A 22,595-nucleotide genomic window follows, 5' to 3' on the forward strand; every position below is an offset into this window, starting at 1 on the left:
AATGGAACAACAACTCGAACATGGGCTGGCGCAAGCTGGCCTCGTCCTGTCAGCACAACAGCAACAGCAGTTACTGGACTACGTGCTTCTGCTGCACAAATGGAATAAAGCTTACAATTTAACCTCGGTCCGTCATCCTGACGACATGGTGGTGAAACATATTCTTGATAGTCTCGTTGTCTCGCCTCACCTCAAAGGCCAACAGTTTATCGATGTCGGCACAGGACCGGGACTACCAGGCATCCCATTGGCCATTGCTAATCCGGACAAACAGTTCACCCTATTGGACAGTTTGGGTAAACGGATTCGTTTTATCCGCCAAGTTCTTCACGAACTTGGGCTGACAAATGTGACCCCGGTCCAAAGTCGGGTGGAAGACTTTACCCCTGAGCATGGATTTGATGCTGTACTCAGTCGCGCCTTTGCATCGATGAGCGACATGGTGAGCTGGTGTCACCACTTACCGCATGCGCAAGGATGCTTCTATGCGTTGAAAGGGCAAGTGGACCAACAAGAAATTGATGCGCTTCCTGCTGATTGTTCTGTGACCGATATCAAAGCTTTGAAGGTACCGGGATTGGAAGGGGCGCGTCATCTAGTAATCTTGAGAGCTAAGAGTAACGAGTAGAGGTCGAAAGCACGTGGGTAAAGTTATCGCGGTAGCAAACCAAAAGGGCGGCGTGGGTAAAACCACCACGAGTGTCAATCTCGCAGCATCACTGGCTGCCACCAATCGCAAGGTGCTACTGATCGATTTGGACCCACAAGGCAATGCGACCATGGCGAGCGGCATCGATAAGTACGATGTCCATGCAACGGCCTATGACCTACTCATTGAAGAAACACCGTTCGAACAAGTTGTGGTTGAAAATACGGCGGGAAGTTATCACCTTGTCGCAGCCAACGGTGATGTGACAGCAGCAGAAATAAAACTCATGGAAGTGTTCGCTCGAGAGGTACGTCTACGCACGATGCTCGAGACTGTCGTTGACCGTTATGATTATATTTTTATTGACTGCCCCCCTTCACTGAACCTTCTGACCATCAATGCGATGACTGCGGCTAATTCCGTTCTTGTCCCGATGCAATGTGAGTACTTTGCCCTGGAAGGACTGACTGCTTTAATGGATACCATTAGCAAGCTGGCAAGCGTGGTGAACGCCGACCTTCACGTTGAAGGTGTCTTGCGCACTATGTACGACCCAAGAAACCGATTAGCGACCGAAGTATCGGATCAGATCAAAAAACACTTCGGTGATAAGGTGTATCGTACAGTGATTCCCCGCAATGTGCGGCTCGCGGAAGCGCCAAGTCATGGCCGACCCGCCATGTACTACGACAAACTATCGAGCGGTGCTAAAGCCTACCTCGCCCTTGCGGGTGAAATTCTGCGTCGCGAAGAGCAAGCTCGCTCCTCGCCAGACGCTGTCAATGCCTGAGGAAAACAATGAATTCAGCGAAACGCGGGCTTGGAAAGGGCCTCGACGCCCTATTGGCGACCAGTGCACAAGCACAGTCTTCACAAACAGTGGCCCCTGAATCGACCGATACCAGTAATAGCGAATTACAACAGCTGTCGGTCACCGTGCTGGAGCCGGGTCAATATCAGCCGCGCCAAGGCATGGCTGAAGAAGCACTGGAAGAACTGACTGAGTCAATTCGTGCTCAAGGTGTGATTCAACCTTTAGTCGTGCGTCAGATCGCGGCGGGACGCTATGAGATCATCGCCGGTGAACGTCGTTGGCGAGCCGCTAAACAAGCAGGATTAAAGCAAGTTCCTTGTTTGGTACGGGAAATGAGCAATAAGGTCGCGAGCGCGGTCGCTTTAATTGAAAACATTCAACGCGAAAACTTGAATGCCATGGAAGAAGCGCAGGCATTGGCGCGCTTAGTAGATGAATTTGAACTGACTCACCAACAGCTTGCTGAGTCACTGGGAAAGTCTCGGACCACTATTAGTAACCTACTTCGGTTAAATGGTTTGGAATCCGGGGTGCGGCAATTGCTGCTCAACAAACAACTCGAAATGGGCCACGCACGTGCCTTGCTGGCACTGGAAGGCGACGTACAAATTGATGCGGCTTTGACCGCGGTCAATAAGAAAATGACGGTTCGCCAAATAGAAAAACTGGTAAAAAAAATGCTTTCGCCACCAGTTGAAGCGAAAAAGCCTAAATTATCACCTGAAGTTGAAGCCCTTCAGCAACGCCTGGGCGATAAATTTGGCGTGAGTGTCGCTTTAACACAACAGAAAAACGGCAGTGGGAAATTAGTGATTAATTTCGAAGAATCTGAAAAGTTAGCGCAAATTCTTGCAATTTTCGACGAAGAAATGTGACTTATGCCAGTCGCTTTTTGTTACATAAAAGTGCTTACTGTGATCAGGTTACGCTGTTGTAAAATTTTCCCTGCTTTTTTACATTGATGCGATTGCATTAGTCGGGGCGAAACGTATAATTTTTGCTGTTTTCCCAGCACGGCAACAGTGCTAAGTGGAACGGAATCGAGGAACAAATACATGGTATCGACGCTCGCGCGGCCGGGTCGTGAAATCGCGACAAAATTGGTGCTTTTGCAGGCTGGCGTCGTATTAGCAACGGCAATCTTGATGGCACTTGCTATCAATGTCGACTGGGGAAAATCCGCGTTAATCGGTGGGGGTATCTTTGTGATAGCCAATGCTGTGTTTGCGTCGTGTGCTTTCCTCTTTAGTGGGGCAAGAGCTGCAAAATTTGTGGTCGCGTCCTTCTTTGGCGGTGAAGTCTTAAAAATTTCACTGACCGTCGTCTTGTTTGTCCTTGCTTACCTGTATGTCGAGGTGGAACTTGTTCCCCTCAAACTGGCCTATTTGCTGGCATTAGGGATTAATATCTTTGCGCCAGTTTTATTCATTAACAACAACAAATAGGATGAGTTATGGCTGCGTCAGGTGATGCGCTTACACCGTCTAGCTACATCACTCACCACCTGACACACTTGTCAAGCGGTGAGGGGTTTTGGGCGGTTCATATTGATAGCCTGTTTTTCTCTGTCCTCATCGGTATCGTCTTCTTAGGCATTTTCCGATCAGTGGCAAAGAAAGCATCGACAGGTGTCCCGGGTAAGCTTCAGTGTTTTGTCGAAATCTTGGTTGAATTCGTTGATGACAATGTCCGCGAAACCTTCCATGGACGCAATCCGCTGATCGCACCTTTGGCCCTGACTATCTTCGTCTGGATATTCCTGATGAATACGATGGACTTAATTCCTATCGATTTTCTTCCTTATCCGGCGGAACACTGGTTGGGTATTCCATATTTAAAAGTGGTTCCAACTGCAGACGTAAATATCACCCTTGCAATGGCGCTGGGCGTGTTCTTCTTGATGATTTTTTACAGCATCAAGATAAAGGGTATCGGTGGCTTTGCTAAAGAGCTAGCGTTACACCCGTTTAATCACCCGATCATGATTCCGTTCAACCTCCTGTTGGAGATAGTTTCGTTACTGGCGAAGCCTATTTCTCTTGGGATGCGTCTGTTCGGTAACATGTTTGCCGGTGAGGTGGTATTTATTCTTATCGCGGCGTTACTGCCGTGGTGGGCGCAATGGCTGGGTTCTGTGCCGTGGGCAATTTTCCACATTCTAGTCATTACGATTCAAGCCTTTGTCTTTATGATGTTGACCGTCGTGTATCTCTCGCAGGCGCACGAAGACTCAGATCATTGATGACATTTTTTAGAAAGCAATTTGTTAGTCATTATTGGCTTATAGCCGACAACGAAAACTGGAGATAGTGATGGAAACTTTATTGAGCTTTTCTGCAATTGCCGTGGGCATCATTGTAGGTCTTGCTTCCCTTGGTACTGCGATTGGTTTCGCCCTGCTGGGTGGTAAATTCCTTGAAGGTGCAGCACGTCAACCTGAGATGGCTCCTATGCTGCAAGTTAAGATGTTCATCATCGCGGGTCTTCTTGATGCGGTTCCAATGATCGGTATCGTAATTGCACTGCTGTTCACGTTCGCGAACCCATTCGTAGGTCAACTGTAAACTGGCTAATAGCTGAACAGACCCTTTAGCTTATGATTAAGGAGGCGCCGTTGTGAATATCAACGCAACTCTGCTAGGCCAGGCAATCGCGTTCACTATCTTTGTGTGGTTCTGCATGAAATATGTATGGCCACCATTGATGCAAGCGATTGAAGAGCGTCAGAAAAAAATCGCTGACGGTCTCGCGGCGGCTGATCGCGCCGCCAAAGACCTGGATTTAGCCCAGGCGAACGCTTCTGATCAATTGAAAGAAGCGAAGCGCAATGCAACTGACATTATCGAGCAGGCCAACAAACGCAAAGCACAAATCCTCGATGAGGCACGTGTCGAAGCGGCTGCTGAGCGCGACAATATCCTAAACCAGGGTAAGGCCGAGTTGGAAGCAGAGCGTAACCGTGCACGCGATGAGCTGCGTAAGCAAGTCGCATCGCTCGCTGTTATTGGTGCCGAGAAAATTATTGAGCGTTCTATTGACCAGAACGCGCATAAAGATCTTCTCGATAAAATCACTGCAGAACTGTAACAAGGAGGGGCAGCAATGTCTGAACTGACAACACTCGCTCGCCCCTACGCGAAAGCAGCCTTTGATTTTGCGGTAGAAAAAGGCGAGTTAGTCCAATGGGCTGAAATGCTTGCCTTTACTGCTGAGATTGCCCGTGATGAACGCGTAAAACATATGTTAGACGCGTCCTACTCTGCCGAGAAATTAGCAGATATTTTCATCACAGTGGGTGGCGATCAGCTCAACGATTTCGGCCAAAATTTGATTAAAATGATGGCGGAAAACAAGCGTCTAAAAGCGCTTCCTGAGGTTTGTGAACAGTTTCTCGCCATGCGCGCGGAATTGGAAAAAGAAGTTGATGTGCAAGTCACGTCAGCGACGGCTCTTTCCGAAGAGCAACAACAAGCCATCAGTGAAAAGCTAATGACGCGTTTTGAGCGCAAAGTAAAGCTGAACTGTAGTGTAGACGAAGCCCTGGTTGCCGGGGTTATTATTCGAGCTGGAGACTTGGTCATCGATAACTCAGTAAGTGGCCGTATGCGCCGCCTGAGCGATGCATTGCAGTCTTGATTTGGGGAATTGGAGCATGCAACTTAATTCCACGGAAATTAGCGATCTGATCAAACAACGCATCGAAAAATTCGACGTTGTGAGTGAAGCGCGTAACGAAGGTACCATCGTGTCAGTCAGCGACGGTATTATTCGTATCCATGGCCTTGCTGATGCGATGCAAGGGGAAATGATTGAACTGCCTGGTAACCGTTATGCGCTAGCATTAAACCTTGAGCGTGACTCTGTAGGTGCGGTTGTGATGGGTCCGTATTCGGATCTACAAGAAGGCATGAAAGTCACCGGTACTGGTCGCATTCTTGAAGTACCGACGGGTCCTGAACTGTTAGGTCGTGTGGTGAACACCTTGGGTGAGCCAATCGACGGTAAAGGACCGATCGAAACCGAAACCACTTCGCCTGTCGAAGTGATTGCGCCGGGCGTTATCGCTCGTCAATCGGTCGATCAACCTGTTCAAACCGGCTATAAAGCGGTTGACTCAATGATCCCTATCGGCCGAGGCCAGCGTGAGCTGATCATCGGTGACCGCCAAACCGGTAAAACCGCGTTGGCGATCGATGCGATCATTAACCAGAAAAACTCTGGTATCTACTCTATTTATGTCGCGATTGGTCAAAAAGCCTCAACCATTGCCAACGTAGTTCGCAAGTTGGAAGAGCATGATGCACTGAAAAACACCATTGTCGTGGTGGCTTCAGCGTCTGAAGCGGCAGCATTGCAATACCTTGCGCCTTACTCGGGTTGTGCAATGGGCGAGTATTTCCGTGACCGCGGTGAAGATGCGCTGATTGTTTACGATGACCTGTCTAAGCAGGCTGTTGCATATCGTCAGATCTCGCTGCTGCTACGTCGTCCACCAGGCCGTGAAGCCTTCCCGGGTGACGTTTTCTACTTGCACTCACGTCTTCTTGAGCGGGCTGCACGTGTAAACGCGCACTATGTCGAAGAGTTCACCAAAGGTGAAGTGAAAGGTAAAACCGGTTCATTAACCGCCTTGCCTATCATTGAAACCCAAGCGGGTGACGTGTCTGCATTCGTACCGACCAACGTTATCTCGATCACCGATGGTCAGATCTTCCTGCAAACTGAGCTGTTCAACGCCGGTATCCGTCCCGCGGTTGACCCAGGTATCTCGGTCTCTCGTGTCGGTGGCTCTGCGCAAACTAAGATCATGAAAAAACTGTCAGGCGGTATTCGTACAGCCTTGGCACAATATCGTGAGCTTGCTGCATTTGCTCAGTTCTCATCGGATCTGGATGACGCAACCAAGAAGCAATTGGATCACGGTCAGAAAGTGACCGAGCTGATGAAGCAGATGCAATATGCGCCAATGTCTGTCTTTGAGCAGGCCATGGTTATTTTTGCGGCTGAAAAAGGCTACTTGGAAGACGTTGAGCTGAACAAGATCGGTGACTTTGAGCAATCTCTGCTCGCCTTTGCGAAGGCGCAGTATGCCGACCTAGCTGCTCAGATTGATGAGTCTGGTGCTTACAACGATGACGTTGAAGCACAGCTGAAAAAGCTGTTGGACGACTTCAAAGCGACCCAGACTTGGTAACATTGTAGGTGGCCACTTAGGTGGTCACCCACTAACGGAGAGTAACTATGGCCGGCGCAAAAGAGATTCGTACTAAGATCGGAAGTGTGAAAAACACACAGAAGATCACTAAAGCGATGGAAATGGTGGCAGCCTCCAAAATGCGTAAAACGCAAGAAGCCATGGAGTCGTCACGTCCATATGCTGTCACTATGCGCAAAGTGATCGGTCATCTTGCACTGGGTAACTTGGAGTACCGTCATCCTTATTTGGAAGAGCGGGAAGCCAAGCGCGTTGGTTACATCATCATTTCTACTGACCGCGGATTGTGTGGTGGCTTGAACATTAACCTGTTCAAAAATGTCATCACAGATATGGAAAGCTGGACCCACAAAGGTGCTGAGATCGATATGGCATTGGTTGGGGCGAAAGCGACCGCTTTCTTTAATAATTACGGCGGAAATGTAGTCGCACAAACCTCTGGTTTGGGGGATACCCCCGTACTGGAAGACCTGATCGGTACGGTCGGGGTGATGCTGAAAAAATACAATGAAGGTGAGCTGGACCGCTTATATGTTGTTTTCAATAAATTTGAGAACACCATGGTGCAGACCCCAGTGATCGATCAATTGCTGCCTTTGCCCAAGTCAGACGACGAGGATATGCAGACTAGCCACGCTTGGGATTATATCTATGAGCCTGAGCCGAAGCCCTTGCTCGATACCTTGTTGGTTCGCTATGCCGAGTCACAAGTGTATCAAGGTGTGGTGGAAAACCTCGCCAGTGAGCAAGCGGCGCGTATGGTGGCGATGAAAGCTGCGACCGACAATGCAGGTAATCTGATTGATGATCTGCAGTTGGTGTACAACAAAGCCCGTCAGGCTGCGATCACCCAAGAGCTGTCAGAGATTGTTTCTGGCGCAAGTGCGGTGTAAAGGCAAAGGTTAACGAACTAGTTTAGAGGAATAACGATGGCTACAGGTAAGATCGTTCAGATCATCGGTGCGGTAGTCGACGTAGAGTTTCCACAAGACGCAGTGCCGAAGGTATATGATGCGTTGAATGTGAAACGTGAAGGCGAGCGTCTGGTGTTGGAAGTTCAGCAGCAGCTAGGTGGTGGCGTAATTCGTGCTATCGCTATGGGCTCATCTGATGGTCTGCGTCGTGGAATCGAAGTAGAAAACTCAGGGGCTGCAATCCAAGTCCCTGTTGGGGAAGCAACGCTAGGACGTATCGTCAACGTTCTGGGTGATGCAATTGATGAGCGTGGCGATCTTGGTGAAAAAGAGCGCTACTCGATTCACCGTGAAGCGCCAACTTATGAAGAACAATCGAATTCCACTGAGCTTTTGGAAACCGGTGTTAAGGTTATCGACCTTATCTGCCCGTTTGCGAAAGGCGGTAAAATTGGTTTGTTCGGTGGTGCGGGTGTTGGTAAAACCGTCAACATGATGGAGCTTATCAACAACATCGCACTGCAACACTCAGGTCTGTCTGTATTTGCTGGTGTAGGGGAGCGTACTCGTGAGGGTAACGACTTCTACTACGAAATGCAGGAAGCGGGTGTTGTTAATATCGAAAACCCTGAAGAGTCAAAAGTGGCCATGGTGTATGGTCAGATGAACGAGCCACCAGGTAACCGCCTGCGTGTCGCACTGACCGGTCTAACCATGGCGGAAAAATTCCGTGATGATGGCCGTGATGTTCTACTGTTCATCGACAACATCTATCGCTATACCCTTGCCGGTACTGAGGTATCTGCACTGTTGGGTCGTATGCCATCAGCAGTAGGTTATCAGCCAACGCTCGCTGAAGAGATGGGTGTATTGCAAGAGCGAATCACGTCTACCCGTACTGGTTCGATTACTTCCGTACAGGCGGTTTACGTGCCAGCGGATGACTTGACTGACCCGTCACCAGCCACCACCTTTGCCCACTTGGATGCAACGGTTGTATTGTCACGTAACATCGCGTCTATGGGTATGTACCCAGCGATCGACCCATTGGATTCGACATCACGTATGTTGGACCCCTTGGTGGTAGGTCAAGACCACTATGATATGGCACGTGGTGTGCAATCTGTGCTTCAGCGCTATAAAGAGCTGAAAGACATTATTGCTATTCTGGGTATGGATGAGCTATCTGAAGAAGATAAGCTAACGGTTGCACGTGCACGTAAGATTGAACGTTTCTTGACTCAACCTTACCACGTCGCTGAAGTGTTCACCGGCCAACCAGGTGTTTATGTTTCGCTGAAAGATACTATTGCAAGCTTCAAAGGCCTGCTCAGTGGCGAGTACGATGATATTCCAGAGCAGGCTTTCCTGTACTGCGGTAGCATCGACGAAGTACTCGAAAAAGCGAAAAACCTGTAAGGCTTGAGTAGGAGGCGATATGGCAGCGATAACCTTCCATCTGGATGTGGTCAGTGCAGAGCGACGATTGTTCTCTGGCCGTGCCGAGCATATTCAGGTGACCGGTAGCGAAGGTGAACTGGGTATTCACGCAGGACACACACCGCTGCTGACCGCTATCACGCCGGGCATGGTGCGCATCGTCAAGCAAGGCGGTAGCGAAGAGATTATTTATCTTTCTGGCGGCACGCTTGAAGTTCAGCCTAGTACAGTCACTGTACTGGCTGATACGGCAATTCGTGGTGAAGAGCTAGACCAAGCCAAGGCAGAAGAAGCGAAGCGTCGCGCTGAGGATAAAATCCATAATCAGCATAAAGACGTCGACTTTGCTCAAGCGGCCAGTGACCTGGCTAAAGCGGTTGCGAAGCTTCGAGTGATCGAGCTGACCAAACACAAGCGTTAATCAGGCACTTACGGTAAGAATATAAGCGACGCTTCGGCGTCGCTTTTTTTATGTGCCGCGCGACGTGACATCTGCTAGGTGCGTCTTACCACCAAAAAGCGTTACACTGAGCCTCATTATTTATTCAAATCAACCCTCATCACGGAAAGACTATGCAATACAGTGCGGTTATTCTCGCGGCCGGTAAGGGCACGCGCATGTATTCTCAAACCCCTAAAGTGCTTCACACATTGGCTGGTAAACCAATGGTTGAACATGTGATTGATACCTGCCATGGCCTCGGCGCTTCGCAAATTCATTTAGTGTATGGCCATGGTGGTGAAACCATGCAGCGTGTGTTAGCTCACTCGCCGGTGAATTGGTGCTTACAAGCCGAGCAGCTCGGGACAGGCCATGCAGTGCAACAAGCTGCGCCACATTTCGCCGATGATGAGCAAGTGTTGGTGCTCTATGGCGATGTGCCCTTAATTTCAGAGCAAACCTTAACGCGTTTGCTAGAAGGGCAGCCAGAGGGCGGGATTGGGCTGTTAACTGTGCATCAGGACGATCCAACCGGTTACGGTCGTATTGTGCGTGAAAAAGGGGAAGTGGTCGCGATTGTCGAGCAAAAAGATGCGACTGACAGTCAGCTTGCGATCACCGAAATTAACACCGGCGTATTGGTGGCAACAGGACGCGACCTACGTCATTGGTTGTCGCAGCTAGACAATAATAATGCCCAAGGCGAGTTTTACCTTACGGATGTGATTGCGCTGGCGCATCAACAAGGCCGGGCTATTCAAGCGGTTCACCCCGTCAATGCTGTCGAAGTCGAAGGCGTCAATAACCGCCTGCAGCTCTCTCGTCTTGAGCGTGAGTATCAAAAAATGCAAGCCGAGCAACTGCTACTGAGCGGCGTCATGCTTACCGATCCGGCGCGCTTTGATCTACGCGGCCAGTTGCAATGTGGCCGAGATGTCACCATTGATGCCAACGTCATCATCGAAGGCAGTGTGACCTTGGGTGATAACGTCACTATCGGGGCCGGAAGCGTACTGATTGATTGCGAGATTGATGACAACACCTTAATTCGCCCTTATAGCGTGGTGGAAGGTGCTAGCGTCGGGGAAGACTGCACGGTTGGGCCGTTTACGCGGCTACGTCCCGGCGCTGAAATGGCACGCAATGCCCATGTAGGCAACTTCGTGGAAATGAAAAAAAGCCAACTTGGCGAAGGCTCTAAAGCCAACCACCTGACGTATCTTGGTGATACTGAGGTGGGATGCGGCGTGAATATCGGCGCTGGCGTGATCACCTGTAATTACGATGGTGCCAATAAACATAAAACCGTGATTAAAGATAATGCCTTTATTGGATCGGATTCTCAGCTCGTCGCCCCGGTGGTGATTGGTGAAGGGGTCACCGTTGGCGCGGGCAGTACCATCAGTAAAGATGTCGCGGATGGTCAACTAATCATCACTCGCGCCAAACCAAGGACAATTGAGGCTTGGCAACGGCCGAAAAAAAAGTAGAATACTGACTATTGAGCGCGCACAGCGGCTTTTTAGCTTGATAGGCGAAAAGTTGTGCGGTTGGTAAAATCAGGTATTGACTCCCGATAAAAACCAGCCTATTATGCGCGCCTCAGTTGGGGTATCGCCAAGCGGTAAGGCAACGGGTTTTGATCTCGTCATTCCCAGGTTCGAATCCTGGTACCCCAGCCAACGCGTCCGTAGCTCAGCTGGATAGAGTACCTGGCTACGAACCAGGCGGTCGGAGGTTCGAATCCTCCCGGACGCGCCATCTTTCTTCGACTACCATGAAGTGAGATGAACAACTTGGAAAGCGGAAGTGGCGGAATTGGTAGACGCACCAGATTTAGGTTCTGGCGCCGCAAGGTGTGAGAGTTCAAGTCTCTCCTTCCGCACCATTTATTAAAGACATGTGGCTGTAAAGCGGCATGAAAAATTGGGGTATCGCCAAGCGGTAAGGCAACGGGTTTTGATCTCGTCATTCCCAGGTTCGAATCCTGGTACCCCAGCCACTTTAGGTCGGCTACGTAGCTCAGTTGGTTAGAGCACATCACTCATAATGATGGGGTCACAGGTTCGAATCCCGTCGTAGCCACCATTATTCTGATTTATTGCAGATGCAGTGAATCACACCGGTTTGCGGCGGTGGCGGAATTGGTAGACGCGCTAGCTTCAGGTGCTAGTGTCCGAAAGGACGTGAGGGTTCAAGTCCCTCCCCCCGCACCAAGACAATTGATACTTAGCCCGCCCGCTGAGTTATCATAAAAAACATGCGGAAGTGGCGGAATTGGTAGACGCACCAGATTTAGGTTCTGGCGCCGCAAGGTGTGAGAGTTCAAGTCTCTCCTTCCGCACCATATTAAGCCCACTAGCTTCAGCTAGTGGGCTTTTTTCGTTTTTGTTATCTGCCAATCACACTTCTCGGTCCCTCTAATACTTTTCGCCACTTCATCTTGAACTTTGTTTTGTTTTGTTTATCATAAGTTTCGAATCGAAACTTTAGTGGTTATATGTCGAAACGAAATACCCAACAACGCCGTCACACCATTGTGTCCTTGCTAACAGAGCAAGGGCAGGTGAGTGTTGATGCCCTCTCTCAACGCTTTGAAACCTCCGAAGTGACTATCCGTAAAGATTTGGCCGAGCTGGAGAAAAACGGCCTGCTACTGCGCCGTTATGGCGGAGCTGTGCCTGTACCGCAAGAAATGGTATCGGAGCAGGCGGTGAAAGTGTCGAAGCAAAAGCAAAGTATTGCCGATACTGCGGCGGCGCGTATTCGAGATCATAACCGTATCGTCGTCGACAGTGGCACCACGACTGCGGCTTTAATCCCTTTGCTCGACAAAAAGCGCGGTCTAGTGGTGATGACTAACTCATTGCAGGTTGCCAATGCGATTCGTGAGCTTGAACACGAACCCACTTTATTAATGACGGGGGGAACGTGGGATACCCATTCTGAGTCCTTTCAAGGCCAAGTAGCCGAACAAACCTTACGTGCCTATGACTTTGATCAGCTCTTTGTTGGCGCCGACGGCATTGATGTCGGGCGTGGCACGACCACATTTAATGAAATGACGGGCCTGACTCGCGTGATGGCGGAGGTCGCACGAGAGGTGGTGGTGATGATCGAATCTGACAAGATCAGTCGCCGTATTCCTAACTTGGAGCTTGCCTGGTCCAGCATCGATACCTTGATCACCGATAGCCAACTCGACGACGATCTCAAGCGCGCGATCGAACAAACGGGGACAGATGTGATCTGTGCCGATACCTGATAAACCCAATAAGGAAAGACTATGTGTGGAATTGTAGGCGCTGTGGCGCAGCGTGATGTAGCTGAAATTTTAGTGGAAGGCCTACGTCGTCTTGAATACCGCGGTTATGACTCTGCTGGCGTTGCGATCACGGATGACCAGGGGCAATTAACCCGCGTTCGTCGTTTGGGTAAGGTTGCTGCGCTCTCCGATGCTGTTGCAGCGTCTCATCCGACCGGGGGAACGGGGATTGCGCATACACGTTGGGCCACCCATGGAGAACCCAGCGAAGCCAATGCCCACCCACACATGTCCGGTAATGATATTGCGGTGGTCCATAATGGCATTATCGAAAACCATCAGACATTGCGTGAACAGCTGCAAGCACGTGGCTATCAATTTGATTCGCAAACCGATACCGAAGTGATCGCTCACTTAGTTGACTGGGAGATGCAACAAGGTGGTGATTTGCTGAATGCATTTCAACGCACCGTCGATCAGCTTGAAGGGGCTTACGGCACCGTAGTGATGGATAGACGCCAACCTGAGCGGTTGATTGCCGCGCGCTCGGGCAGTCCATTAGTGATTGGCCTTGGGGTAGGAGAAAACTTTCTCGCCTCGGATCAGCTTGCGCTTTTGAATGTGACGCGTCGCTTTATTTACCTTGAAGAAGGGGATGTGGCTGATATCTCTCGCCGCGAGGTGACAATTTATAATCAGGAGGGCACACCGGTCGAGCGCGAGGTGAATGAAGCCAGTGCTCAATACGATGCCGCCGATAAAGGCCAATATCGCCACTACATGCAAAAAGAAATCTATGAGCAACCCACGGCATTGACGAACACCATGGAAGGCCGTTTGGGCAACGACCATGTGATTGTGGATGCGATTGGCAATGGCGCCAGCGATATTTTGGCCAAAGCGCAGCACATTCAAATTATCGCCTGCGGGACCTCTTACAATGCGGGCATGGTGGCACGTTATTGGTTTGAGTCGTTGGCTGGGATTAGCTGTGATGTCGAGATTGCTTCTGAGTTTCGCTATCGCCAGTTTGTTACCCGTCCCAACAGTGTGCTCATTACCTTATCGCAATCTGGCGAAACGGCCGATACGCTAGCGGCGCTGCGCTTAGCGAAAGAGCGTGGTTATATGGCGACCATGGCCATTTGTAATGTGGCAGGTTCATCACTGGTTCGTGAGTCTGACTTAGCCTTTATGACGCGAGCAGGGACGGAAATCGGCGTTGCATCGACCAAAGCTTTTACCACCCAGCTGTCCGCGCTACTGATGCTGGTCACCGCGCTGGGTAAAATGCAAGGGCGTATCGGCCGTGATAAAGAGCGTGAGGTTGTCGATGCCTTGCACCATCTCCCCTCTAGCATTGAGCAGGCACTCACGTTTGATAAAGCGATTGAGCAGCTCGCTCAGGACTTTGCTGACAAGCATCATGCGCTCTTCCTTGGCCGTGGTGAGTATTATCCGATTGCTATTGAAGCCGCGCTCAAGCTAAAAGAAATCTCTTACATTCACGCTGAGGCCTATGCCGCTGGTGAGCTAAAGCATGGCCCATTGGCGCTGATTGATGCTGACATGCCGGTGATTGTGATCGCACCGAACAATGAGCTGTTGGAAAAGCTCAAATCAAACATTGAAGAAGTACGTGCTCGTGGTGGCCAGCTCTATGTGTTTGCCGATCAAGATGCCGGTTTTACACCGGAAGAAGGCATGAAAATTATCGCCATGCCACACGTGGATGACATCATCGCCCCGGTTTTCTACACCATCCCGATGCAGCAATTGTCGTATCATGTGGCCTTAATTAAAGGCACGGACGTTGACCAACCTCGTAACCTCGCCAAAGCGGTGACGGTGGAATAATCCTGCCTAGTAATCACCACGCTCTGACTAGGAGCGTGGTTGATCATTTATCAGTTACTTCTTCTTTGCTATAAAAATGCGATCTGCATAGGCTTTGTTGCAAAATGCAAATCATTTTGCATTCAATCTCAGGCATGGCGTCTTGAAATGTAAACAGGACGTCGTGTGTATATCTAACTCTATGATTTTTAAGTCTTTATTTGATGCCTAATAACCTGGCCTACATTGTGCATACTCAGGGTATAACGACAAATATTGATAAGTTGTAGTGAGGAAGCAATGATTGATTCTAAAACCCAAGTAGCAAAACGCATCAAAGAAGCGCGTGAGTGGAAAGGTATCACTCAAGTGAAAATGGCCAAACTACTCAATGTGGCGCGTCAGACTTATTTGGATATCGAAAACGGTAAAACTGAGCCTCGCGTTCGCATGCTTTCCAATATCGCTGAATTGACTGAACGTCCATTAGTGTGGTTTGTCTATGGCGACGAAGATGTTGAGATGCATGATGTTCAATACAAGCAAGATGTGAACCGCTTGCTCGAGCATTTCTCGCGTTTACCCCATGAAGCGCGCACGGCCATTTTAAATCAAAGCGTGAATATGGCGTCGTTCCTTGTGAACTATTCAAAGGCCGCTCAACGCGCATAAGAGCACTGCCTGACCGACTAGATATGCGGGTAAGTGCTTGCTTACTGAGGTAGGCATCCGTAGCGCAGCATCACACTATCGATGTGCGCTACCATGATACGCCTACCGAGCCATGCATAATGCAGGGTTGGTGTTGTGACGGGCTTTTGTTTAATACAGCTCGGGTAGCAGAGATGAGGCATGAATCATGGTGATTTCGACCGCGCATATGGCGCAACGGATCCGTGAAGCACGGGAATTCAGTAAAATCACTCAGGTAGAGATGGCGCAGCGTTTGAATGTCGCGCGGCAAACCTATCTAGATATGGAATCGGGAAAAACCGATCCAAAAATTCTAGCGCTGGTCACGATTGCAGAGATCACCGGTCGCCCTTTTAATTGGTTCGTGCATGGTGAGTCTGATGAGCGAGACATTGCCTTCACTCATCGTGACGATTTGGCCGCCTTAACCAGCTTGCTGAGTCAGTTGCCGCAAGTTGCGCGTCAAACCGTTATGGATAACGCACTATCAATTGCTGAGTATGTCGTATCAATGACGCCCGAGCCGCGAAACGAATAAACAAAAAGCCCGATAAACGTTATCGGGCTTTTGCTTATTTGGCGTCTATGTCGCCGAGTGGGAGAGGAAAAAACGAAAGGCGGGATTCGACGTTTCATCTTTCCATTCATAGCCGAGCTCGCGTAAATGCGCGGTAAATGCCAGCAAATCCTGGTCGCCGATCTCAAAGCCACATAAAACACGTCCGTAATCTGAGCCATGGTTTCGGTAGTTAAACAGGCTAATATTCCAGTGGGTGCCCAGTGTTTGTAAAAAATGCAGCAGTGCGCCTGGGTATTCAGGAAATTCGAAGCTGTACAGGCGTTCATGGAGGTGGGTTGAGGGACGCCCGCCAATCATGTAACGCACATGAACCTTGGCCATTTCATCGTCGGATAAATCTTCTACCGGATAACCTGCTTGGCGTAGATCCTTGATTATCTGATCCAACTCTTCTTGGCCTCCCAGCAACCGCACCCCGACGAAAATGTTCGCCAGGTTTTCATCCCCATATCGATAGTTAAACTCAGTCACGGCGCGATCGCCCAAAATCTGACAGAAATTGAAAAAAGCGCCAGTGTGTTCAGGGATAGTGACGGCAAGTAGGCCTTCGCGTTTTTCCCCCAGCTCAGCCCGTTCAGAGACGTAGCGTAGCGAGTGAAAGTTGGTGTTGGCACCGGATAACACCGCCGCCATTTGCTTGTCTTTTAGCTGATGTTTTTCAACATAGTGTTTTAGTCCAGCCAGTGCTAACGCGCCTGACGGCTCGGAAATAGCACGGGTGTCTTCAAAAATGTCTTGTACCGCCGCGCAAATGGCATCACTTGACACTGTGATGCTGTCATCAAGGTATTGCTGGCATAGCCGAAAGGATTCATCGCCGATGCGCTTGACTGCAACGCCATCGGCAAAGGTTCCAACCCGATCGAGGGTGACGGGAAAGCCAGCATCTAACGCCGCGCGCAGACAGGCCGAGTCTTCCGCTTCGACACCGATCACCTTGATATTAGGCATCAGTTGTTTGATAAGCACTGCGACGCCGGCAGCGATGCCTCCGCCCCCGACGGGTAAGAAGACATAATCGAGATGACCATTTTGTTGCACTAGCTCAAGACCGATAGTTCCTTGACCGGCAATCACCTGTGGGTGATCAAAGGGCGGAACAAAGGTATAGCCATGCTCATCGGCAAGCTGTTGTGCTCTGCCTTTGGCGTCATCAAAATTATTGCCATATAGCACCACTTTGCCGCCAAAGCCGCGTACCGCATCGACTTTAATCGCCGGTGTTGTCCGTGGCATGACGATGGTTGCTTGCACGCCAAGCTTGCTTCCAGATAACGCCACCCCTTGTGCATGATTACCGGCAGAGGCAGCAATCACACCGGCTTGCTTTTGCGCGTCGGTTAACTGGGCCATCATATTATGCGCGCCACGCAGTTTAAATGAATGAACCGGTTGACGGTCTTCGCGTTTGAGCTGCACCTGGTTATCGAAGCGCTCAGACAAGCGTTTCATGGTTTGAAGTGGCGAGGTGATCGCCACTTCATAAACAGGCGCGCGCAAGATATCCCTAAGGTAATCAGCACCGTCCATCGGTTGTGCGGGTAAAGATTGCGCCTGTTGCATGCTTACTCCTCCAATTTACTGCGATCGCGCACCGCGCCTTTATCAGCACTGGTGGCAAGGGTGGCATAGGCTCTTAAGGCGTAAGAAACCTGACGCTGGCGATCTTTCGGTTTCCACCCTCTTGCCTGCGCCTTTTCTCGGCGTGCAGTGAGGGTGGCTTCATCTACCCGCAAGCTGATTTCACGGGTCGGGATGTCAATGTGAATGCGATCACCGTCTTCAACGAGGGCGATGGTGCCGCCGTTAGCTGCTTCGGGTGACACATGACCAATGGATAGCCCGGAAGTGCCGCCAGAAAAACGGCCATCAGTGAGCAGGGCGCACGACTTACCCAGCCCCATCGATTTTAAGTAGGTGGTGGGGTAGAGCATTTCTTGCATCCCTGGTCCACCTTTGGGTCCTTCATAGCGAATCACGACCACATCGCCGGCTTTGACTTTTCCACCGAGAATCGCTTCCACGGCGGTGTCTTGACTTTCGAAGACCACCGCGGGCCCTTCGAAGGTCAGAATGCTCTCATCCACGCCGGCGGTTTTGACGATACAGCCATTTAAGGCGATATTACCTTGTAGCACGGCAAGGCCACCGTCTTGGCTGAATGCGTGCTCGAGGGTACGAATACAACCAGATTGACGGTCATCATCCAGAGTGTCCCAACGACAGCGTTGCGAGAAGGCTTGGGTGGTACGGATGCCCGCCGGCCCTGCTCGATAAAACGCTTTGATGTCTTCATCGTCGGTTTGCATGATGTCATAGTGCGCCAGTTGCTCTTTAAGGCTCATGCCCAGCACAGTTTGCTGGTCCATATTCAGTAAGTTGGCGCGTTGGAGTTCGCCGAGGATCCCCATCACACCACCGGCGCGGTGCACATCTTCCATGTGATACTGCTGAGTGGATGGTGCCACTTTGCAAAGATGAGGGACTTGGCGTGACATGCGATCAATATCATCCATACCAAAATCGATATCGCCTTCTTGAGAGGCGGCCAGCAAGTGCAGCACGGTATTGGTTGATCCTCCCATGGCAATGTCGAGTGCCATGGCATTTTCAAATGAGGCGCGATTTGCAATATTGCGTGGCAGGATGCTGTCGTCGTCTTGCTCGTAATAGCGCTTGGCGAGCGAAACAATCCGTTTACCGGCGTTGAGAAACAGTTGTTCACGATCTGCATGAGTGGCGAGCATGGATCCATTACCGGGTTGGCTTAGCCCCAGCGCTTCGGTTAAACAGTTCATCGAGTTGGCAGTAAACATCCCTGAGCATGAGCCACAAGTGGGGCACGCTGAGCGTTCAATTTGCTCGCTTTGCTCATCAGACACATCTGGGTTGGCCCCTTGCATCATGGCATCGACCAGATCGAGTTTAAGGATTTGATCGGAAAGCTTGGTTTTCCCCGCTTCCATCGGTCCGCCAGAGACAAAAATAACGGGCACATTTAAGCGCATGGCGGCCATTAACATGCCTGGGGTAATTTTGTCACAGTTGGAAATACAGACCATGGCATCGGCACAGTGGGCGTTGACCATGTACTCGACCGAGTCAGCGATAATCTCACGCGAGGGCAGTGAGTAGAGCATGCCGCCGTGGCCCATGGCGATGCCATCATCCACTGCGATGGTATTAAATTCTTTGGCAATCCCACCGGCTTGTTCGATTTCTCGCGCCACCAGCTGGCCCATATCTTTGAGGTGGACGTGCCCGGGCACAAACTGGGTAAACGAGTTCACCACCGCGATGATGGGCTTGCCGAAATCATCATCTTTAACGCCGGTGGCACGCCATAGTGCGCGTGCGCCTGCCATGTTGCGACCGTGGGTGGTGGTTTTGGAACGATAGGTTGGCATATTACGACTCCTTTGCCTTATGCGCGCTGGTCGGGGTGAACGGGATCAAGCCAGCCCCATTTGTCTTCGGTAGTGCCATCAAACAGGCCAAAAAAGGCTTGCTGTAGTGAGGCGGTGATCGGGCCTCGTTGACCTTCACCCACTGTAATTTGGTCGACGCTGCGCACGGGGACGATTTCAGCTGCGGTTCCCGTCATAAACACTTCATCGGCCAGATAAAGCGCTTCACGTGCAATCGACTCTTCGCGAATCGTTAGCCCTTGTTTTTTGGCAAGTGTGATGATCGAATCGCGTGTTAGTCCAGGTAAAATTGCGCTGGTGGCCGGTGGGGTACTGATCACGCCATTTTTGACAATAAAGAGGTTCTCACCGGCCCCTTCGGACAGGTAGCCACGCACATCTAGTGCAATGCCTTCTGCGTAGCCATGACGGCGGGCTTCTCCACCCACTAATAAGGACGATAAGTAGTTGCCGCCGGCTTTTGCCGCGGTTGGAATGGTATTGGGGGCGGCACGGTTCCAGCTCGAGACCATGGCATCGACCCCTTGTGCGAGGGCGTCTTCGCCAAGGTAGCTTCCCCAGCTAAAGGCAGCGATGATGATGTCCATCTGTGTCTCTGGCGGTGGACAAACGCCGAGGCCAACATTGCCGACAAAGCCAAGCGGACGAATATAGGCGGAGCGAAGCTGGTTCACGCGCAGGGTTTCTCGGCAACCTTCCATCAGCGCATCCACGCTAAATGGGATCGGAAAACGATAAATCTTCGCCGAGTCTTTAAGGCGCTGCATGTGTTCGCGATGGCGAAATACCACGGGGCCGTTTGGGGTGTCGTAGCAACGTATCCCTTCAAAGACTGAGGTGCCATAGTGCATGGCGTGGGTGAGTACGTGCACAGTGGCATCCTGCCAAGCGATCATTTCCCCGTTAGACCAAATATAATCAGCGGTATTTGTCGACATTCTTTTCTTCCTTTTTGGTTATGCGCGTAGGGACTGTGTAGTCGAAGAGGCCATCATGACCTCTGCCACGTCCCATAGCTTAGTCAGTTGTGGCCGCAAGGTCTCGATCGCGCGTTGGCTTTCGACGGTGACATCAAAAATTACCTGTCCCGAGTCCGAAGGCATTGACATCGTAAACTGGCAGACGGTAAAACCACGATGACGGATCACGCGCAACACGCGCTCCAACAACTCAGGGCTGTGGGTGGCATGAATTGAAAATTGGTGTTGTGTCATCAGCTTTGCTCCATCATTTGTTGGTTGGCTGCCCCAGGCGGTACCAGTGGCCATACATTTTCCATTTCGTCGATGGCAACATGCAGCAAATACGGGCCCTGATGTGTCATCAAGGTGTTGAGGGCGTCCTCGACCTCGTCTTTGCGCTGGATACTGTGTCCAGGAATATCAAAGGCGCGCGCTAGGGTGAGAAAATCCGGATTGTCAGACAGATCGGTCTCACTGTAGCGTTGATCGAAAAACAGCTGCTGCCATTGACGAACCATGCCTAAACGCTGGTTATCAAGCAGAATGATTTTAACGGCGATCCCTCGGCGTTTGAGTGTGCCCAGCTCTTGAATATTCATCATAAACGAGCCATCTCCGGTCACTAACACCACCTCATCATTGGGGCGAGCGACTTTGGCGCCCATTGCAGCCGGTAAACCAAAGCCCATAGTGCCCAGCCCTGCTGAGGTTAATAGATTCTCTGGCCGTGATGGGAGTACATGTTGCGCGACCCACATCTGGTGCTGGCCGACATCGGTCGCGACCACCGTACTGGTTGGCATACGCTGCGAAAGGTTATTCAGCAGTGCCGGCGCATAGATAGCGTCACCTGGGTGGTCATAACGCCACGAGTGCGTCGTTTGCCAGGTGGTGATTTGAGCGCGCCAATCAGGCGATGTGTCAGGGTTTTCTAAGGCGGGAAGCACGAGATTGAGCGGCGCGCAAACCGGTGCTTGTGCGCGGCGCAGTTTGTTGATTTCCGCCGCATCGATATCGATATGCACCACGTTAGCGTGGGGGGCGAATGTATCGAGCTTGCCGGTGACTCTGTCATCAAAGCGTGCGCCGATGACAATCAGCAAATCGGACGCTTGCACCGCCAAGTTAGCGGCTTTGGTGCCATGCATGCCCAACATGCCTAGATAATACGGATAGTGCGGTGCGACGGTGCCTAAGCCTTTTAAGGTGCTGACCACAGGCAGTTCACTGCGCGCTAAATAATCGCGCACTGCTTGAGTGGCTTTGCCTAACACCACACCGCCGCCGAGATAGACCATAGGGCGCTGACTGGCTCGGATAAGCGCATTCGCCTGGTCGATATCTGTCTTGTTGAGTGGCGCGATATGTGGCGTGGTGATCTGGACTGTAGTCTCAGGGATCAAGCCTTGCTGTACGTCTTTGGCGATATCGACGAGCACGGGGCCCGGTCGACCTGATTGTGCCACTTCAAATGCTTGTGCGAGTGTGGGGGTGAACTCAGCGGGATCGGTCACTAAAAAACTGTGTTTGGTGCAGGCTAACGATAAGCCCAGCACATCGATTTCTTGAAAAGCATCGGTACCGATAAGAGGGCTAGCAACCTGGCCGGTGATGGCCACAATAGGGACTGAGTCCATCATCGCATCGGCAAGCCCGGTCACGAGATTGGTGGCGCCAGGGCCTGATGTCGCAATGCATACCCCAGGACGGCCACTGGCTCGGGCATACCCGATCGCAGCCATGGCGGCGCCTTGCTCGTGGCGACAGAGGATATGTTCCACCCCACCGTCAAAAAGGGCATCGTAAACGGGCATGATGGCGCCCCCAGGATAACCAAAAACGGTATCCACCCCTTGTTGTTGTAACGCTTTTACCACCCATTGTGCACCGGTCATCGTCGCCCCTCCCCGTCTAAGCGGGGAGAGCAGGGTTGCGAATAACCTGTCTCTGCGCGCTCCATCATGATTGCTTCCGTTGTCGCGTGGCATCGCCACATGAATGAAAAAAGCCCCCGAACCTTTGGGTTGCGGGGGCTTGGTTGCGATGTTGCTGCTGTCTTTCGCGTACCTACACCCCTCGCGGAATAATGACCACGATGAGGCGAATAATGAGAACGATAGCGAAATTTAACATTTGTCTGTCTTATCTTTTATTGGGCCCATTTTATGAGCGTTTTGTTAATTATGTTTTTGTTTATGCCTGCTTATTGCAGGTCAGTCACGGAGCCGATCTATCGCCGAGTCTCGTGTTTAATTGTTGTGCATTTGTAGTGGTATCACAGACCTCACTCGCATGACAAGAAAAAATTACTCTCAATCACAGATTAGCGCGGCAGTATAAGAGCTGGGTTTCATAGC

The 22,595-nt window shown here is 50.9% G+C and carries 22 protein-coding genes and 7 tRNA genes; 24 read left to right on the top strand and 5 right to left on the bottom strand.

Annotation, left to right across the window (positions count from 1 at the left end):
• Position 1 precedes the first annotated feature (1 nt).
• The 24 genes from rsmG (at position 2) to BZJ21_RS07985 (ending at position 15,806) form a co-directional block, all read left to right on the top strand.
• Entirely contained in the window at positions 2-628 is a 627-nt protein-coding gene (rsmG, locus tag BZJ21_RS07870; RefSeq protein ID WP_077669506.1) for a 16S rRNA (guanine(527)-N(7))-methyltransferase RsmG, read from the top strand.
• A 13-nt stretch (positions 629-641) separates the two neighbouring features.
• On the top strand, positions 642-1,439 hold the full coding sequence (locus BZJ21_RS07875) for a ParA family protein (protein ID WP_025744729.1): 798 nt from the start codon (positions 642-644) through the stop codon (positions 1,437-1,439).
• A gap of 8 nt (positions 1,440-1,447) precedes the next feature.
• Positions 1,448-2,338: a ParB/RepB/Spo0J family partition protein gene (locus BZJ21_RS07880; RefSeq protein ID WP_077461787.1), complete on the top strand. Its 891-nt coding sequence runs from the start codon at positions 1,448-1,450 to the stop codon at positions 2,336-2,338.
• A gap of 180 nt (positions 2,339-2,518) precedes the next feature.
• A complete protein-coding gene (locus BZJ21_RS07885) occupies positions 2,519-2,908 on the top strand; it encodes a F0F1 ATP synthase subunit I (RefSeq protein WP_077461786.1) in 390 nt (129 codons plus the stop codon).
• Positions 2,909-2,916: 8 nt separating this feature from the next.
• Positions 2,917-3,705, top strand: a complete 789-nt coding sequence (gene atpB, locus BZJ21_RS07890) for a F0F1 ATP synthase subunit A (protein ID WP_025744730.1) — start codon at positions 2,917-2,919, stop codon at positions 3,703-3,705.
• A gap of 70 nt (positions 3,706-3,775) precedes the next feature.
• Positions 3,776-4,027: a F0F1 ATP synthase subunit C gene (atpE, locus tag BZJ21_RS07895; RefSeq protein WP_025672872.1), complete on the top strand. Its 252-nt coding sequence runs from the start codon at positions 3,776-3,778 to the stop codon at positions 4,025-4,027.
• Positions 4,028-4,079: 52 nt separating this feature from the next.
• On the top strand, positions 4,080-4,550 hold the full coding sequence (gene atpF, locus BZJ21_RS07900) for a F0F1 ATP synthase subunit B (protein WP_077461785.1): 471 nt from the start codon (positions 4,080-4,082) through the stop codon (positions 4,548-4,550).
• 15 nt (positions 4,551-4,565) lie between these two features.
• Positions 4,566-5,099: a F0F1 ATP synthase subunit delta gene (atpH, locus tag BZJ21_RS07905; RefSeq protein ID WP_077461784.1), complete on the top strand. Its 534-nt coding sequence runs from the start codon at positions 4,566-4,568 to the stop codon at positions 5,097-5,099.
• Between the two features lie 16 nt (positions 5,100-5,115).
• Complete coding sequence (gene atpA, locus BZJ21_RS07910; RefSeq protein WP_077461783.1) at positions 5,116-6,657, top strand: F0F1 ATP synthase subunit alpha; 1,542 nt, start codon at positions 5,116-5,118, stop codon at positions 6,655-6,657.
• 47 nt (positions 6,658-6,704) lie between these two features.
• Positions 6,705-7,571, top strand: a complete 867-nt coding sequence (atpG, locus tag BZJ21_RS07915; RefSeq protein WP_025744734.1) for a F0F1 ATP synthase subunit gamma — start codon at positions 6,705-6,707, stop codon at positions 7,569-7,571.
• A 36-nt stretch (positions 7,572-7,607) separates the two neighbouring features.
• On the top strand, positions 7,608-9,011 hold the full coding sequence (gene atpD / locus BZJ21_RS07920; protein ID WP_025744735.1) for a F0F1 ATP synthase subunit beta: 1,404 nt from the start codon (positions 7,608-7,610) through the stop codon (positions 9,009-9,011).
• 19 nt (positions 9,012-9,030) lie between these two features.
• Entirely contained in the window at positions 9,031-9,453 is a 423-nt protein-coding gene (locus BZJ21_RS07925) for a F0F1 ATP synthase subunit epsilon (RefSeq protein WP_077661256.1), read from the top strand.
• A gap of 152 nt (positions 9,454-9,605) precedes the next feature.
• Complete coding sequence (gene glmU / locus BZJ21_RS07930) at positions 9,606-10,964, top strand: bifunctional UDP-N-acetylglucosamine diphosphorylase/glucosamine-1-phosphate N-acetyltransferase GlmU (RefSeq protein ID WP_021022744.1); 1,359 nt, start codon at positions 9,606-9,608, stop codon at positions 10,962-10,964.
• A gap of 117 nt (positions 10,965-11,081) precedes the next feature.
• Positions 11,082-11,156 (top strand) — tRNA-Gln (locus BZJ21_RS07935).
• Between the two features lie 2 nt (positions 11,157-11,158).
• Positions 11,159-11,235 (top strand) — tRNA-Arg (locus BZJ21_RS07940).
• A gap of 42 nt (positions 11,236-11,277) precedes the next feature.
• Positions 11,278-11,362, top strand: a tRNA-Leu gene (locus tag BZJ21_RS07945).
• A 39-nt stretch (positions 11,363-11,401) separates the two neighbouring features.
• Positions 11,402-11,476 (top strand) — tRNA-Gln (locus tag BZJ21_RS07950).
• 9 nt (positions 11,477-11,485) lie between these two features.
• A tRNA-Met gene (locus BZJ21_RS07955) sits at positions 11,486-11,562 on the top strand.
• 41 nt (positions 11,563-11,603) lie between these two features.
• Positions 11,604-11,690, top strand: a tRNA-Leu gene (locus BZJ21_RS07960).
• A 46-nt stretch (positions 11,691-11,736) separates the two neighbouring features.
• Positions 11,737-11,821, top strand: a tRNA-Leu gene (locus tag BZJ21_RS07965).
• 153 nt (positions 11,822-11,974) lie between these two features.
• Complete coding sequence (locus tag BZJ21_RS07970; RefSeq protein WP_021022743.1) at positions 11,975-12,739, top strand: DeoR/GlpR family DNA-binding transcription regulator; 765 nt, start codon at positions 11,975-11,977, stop codon at positions 12,737-12,739.
• Positions 12,740-12,760: 21 nt separating this feature from the next.
• Positions 12,761-14,596 carry a glutamine--fructose-6-phosphate transaminase (isomerizing) gene (gene glmS / locus BZJ21_RS07975; protein WP_021022742.1) on the top strand — a complete coding sequence of 612 codons (1,836 nt, stop codon included), beginning with the start codon at positions 12,761-12,763 and terminating at the stop codon, positions 14,594-14,596.
• A gap of 279 nt (positions 14,597-14,875) precedes the next feature.
• The gene (locus tag BZJ21_RS07980; RefSeq protein WP_021022741.1) at positions 14,876-15,247 is read left to right on the top strand and encodes a helix-turn-helix transcriptional regulator; all 372 of its coding nucleotides are present in this window, start codon (positions 14,876-14,878) and stop codon (positions 15,245-15,247) included.
• 187 nt (positions 15,248-15,434) lie between these two features.
• On the top strand, positions 15,435-15,806 hold the full coding sequence (locus tag BZJ21_RS07985; RefSeq protein ID WP_021022740.1) for a helix-turn-helix transcriptional regulator: 372 nt from the start codon (positions 15,435-15,437) through the stop codon (positions 15,804-15,806).
• Positions 15,807-15,851: 45 nt separating this feature from the next.
• On the opposite strand, the gene ilvA is transcribed toward BZJ21_RS07985, so the two are convergent.
• Genes ilvA through ilvG form a run of 5 tightly spaced genes read right to left on the bottom strand, consistent with a single transcriptional unit; the run spans position 15,852 to position 22,133 of the window.
• On the bottom strand, positions 15,852-17,411 hold the full coding sequence (gene ilvA / locus BZJ21_RS07990) for a threonine ammonia-lyase, biosynthetic (RefSeq protein ID WP_077576857.1): 1,560 nt from the start codon (positions 17,409-17,411) through the stop codon (positions 15,852-15,854).
• Positions 17,412-17,413: 2 nt separating this feature from the next.
• Positions 17,414-19,255, bottom strand: coding sequence for a dihydroxy-acid dehydratase (gene ilvD, locus BZJ21_RS07995; protein ID WP_077576858.1), 1,842 nt, complete (start codon positions 19,253-19,255; stop codon positions 17,414-17,416).
• Positions 19,256-19,272: 17 nt separating this feature from the next.
• Positions 19,273-20,214, bottom strand: a complete 942-nt coding sequence (gene ilvE / locus BZJ21_RS08000) for a branched-chain-amino-acid transaminase (RefSeq protein ID WP_077669507.1) — start codon at positions 20,212-20,214, stop codon at positions 19,273-19,275.
• 18 nt (positions 20,215-20,232) lie between these two features.
• The gene (ilvM, locus tag BZJ21_RS08005; protein ID WP_021022736.1) at positions 20,233-20,490 is read right to left on the bottom strand and encodes an acetolactate synthase 2 small subunit; all 258 of its coding nucleotides are present in this window, start codon (positions 20,488-20,490) and stop codon (positions 20,233-20,235) included.
• Positions 20,490-22,133, bottom strand: a complete 1,644-nt coding sequence (gene ilvG, locus BZJ21_RS08010) for an acetolactate synthase 2 catalytic subunit (protein ID WP_077669508.1) — start codon at positions 22,131-22,133, stop codon at positions 20,490-20,492. Before ilvG ends, ilvM begins: the two co-directional genes overlap by 1 nt.
• Positions 22,134-22,595: the final 462 nt, after the last annotated feature.

Origin of the sequence: Salinivibrio costicola subsp. alcaliphilus, assembly GCF_001996185.1 — a bacterium.
Lineage (GTDB): Bacteria > Pseudomonadota > Gammaproteobacteria > Enterobacterales > Vibrionaceae > Salinivibrio > Salinivibrio costicola.

Bases quoted from the DNA above. Each gene is read 5' to 3' on its own strand.
- BZJ21_RS07880 (WP_077461787.1), top strand. From the start codon at position 1,448: ATGAATTCAGCGAAACGCGGGCTTGGAAAGGGCCTCGACGCCCTATTG.
- ilvE (WP_077669507.1), bottom strand. From the start codon at position 20,214: ATGTCGACAAATACCGCTGATTATATTTGGTCTAACGGGGAAATGATC.
- atpB (WP_025744730.1), top strand. From the start codon at position 2,917: ATGGCTGCGTCAGGTGATGCGCTTACACCGTCTAGCTACATCACTCAC.
- BZJ21_RS07985 (WP_021022740.1), top strand. From the start codon at position 15,435: ATGGTGATTTCGACCGCGCATATGGCGCAACGGATCCGTGAAGCACGG.
- ilvM (WP_021022736.1), bottom strand. From the start codon at position 20,490: ATGACACAACACCAATTTTCAATTCATGCCACCCACAGCCCTGAGTTG.
- atpA (WP_077461783.1), top strand. From the start codon at position 5,116: ATGCAACTTAATTCCACGGAAATTAGCGATCTGATCAAACAACGCATC.
- BZJ21_RS07970 (WP_021022743.1), top strand. From the start codon at position 11,975: ATGTCGAAACGAAATACCCAACAACGCCGTCACACCATTGTGTCCTTG.
- rsmG (WP_077669506.1), top strand. From the start codon at position 2: ATGGAACAACAACTCGAACATGGGCTGGCGCAAGCTGGCCTCGTCCTG.
- BZJ21_RS07885 (WP_077461786.1), top strand. From the start codon at position 2,519: ATGGTATCGACGCTCGCGCGGCCGGGTCGTGAAATCGCGACAAAATTG.
- atpE (WP_025672872.1), top strand. From the start codon at position 3,776: ATGGAAACTTTATTGAGCTTTTCTGCAATTGCCGTGGGCATCATTGTA.
- atpH (WP_077461784.1), top strand. From the start codon at position 4,566: ATGTCTGAACTGACAACACTCGCTCGCCCCTACGCGAAAGCAGCCTTT.
- ilvD (WP_077576858.1), bottom strand. From the start codon at position 19,255: ATGCCAACCTATCGTTCCAAAACCACCACCCACGGTCGCAACATGGCA.
- BZJ21_RS07925 (WP_077661256.1), top strand. From the start codon at position 9,031: ATGGCAGCGATAACCTTCCATCTGGATGTGGTCAGTGCAGAGCGACGA.
- BZJ21_RS07980 (WP_021022741.1), top strand. From the start codon at position 14,876: ATGATTGATTCTAAAACCCAAGTAGCAAAACGCATCAAAGAAGCGCGT.
- atpG (WP_025744734.1), top strand. From the start codon at position 6,705: ATGGCCGGCGCAAAAGAGATTCGTACTAAGATCGGAAGTGTGAAAAAC.
- ilvA (WP_077576857.1), bottom strand. From the start codon at position 17,411: ATGCAACAGGCGCAATCTTTACCCGCACAACCGATGGACGGTGCTGAT.
- ilvG (WP_077669508.1), bottom strand. From the start codon at position 22,133: ATGACCGGTGCACAATGGGTGGTAAAAGCGTTACAACAACAAGGGGTG.
- glmS (WP_021022742.1), top strand. From the start codon at position 12,761: ATGTGTGGAATTGTAGGCGCTGTGGCGCAGCGTGATGTAGCTGAAATT.
- glmU (WP_021022744.1), top strand. From the start codon at position 9,606: ATGCAATACAGTGCGGTTATTCTCGCGGCCGGTAAGGGCACGCGCATG.
- atpD (WP_025744735.1), top strand. From the start codon at position 7,608: ATGGCTACAGGTAAGATCGTTCAGATCATCGGTGCGGTAGTCGACGTA.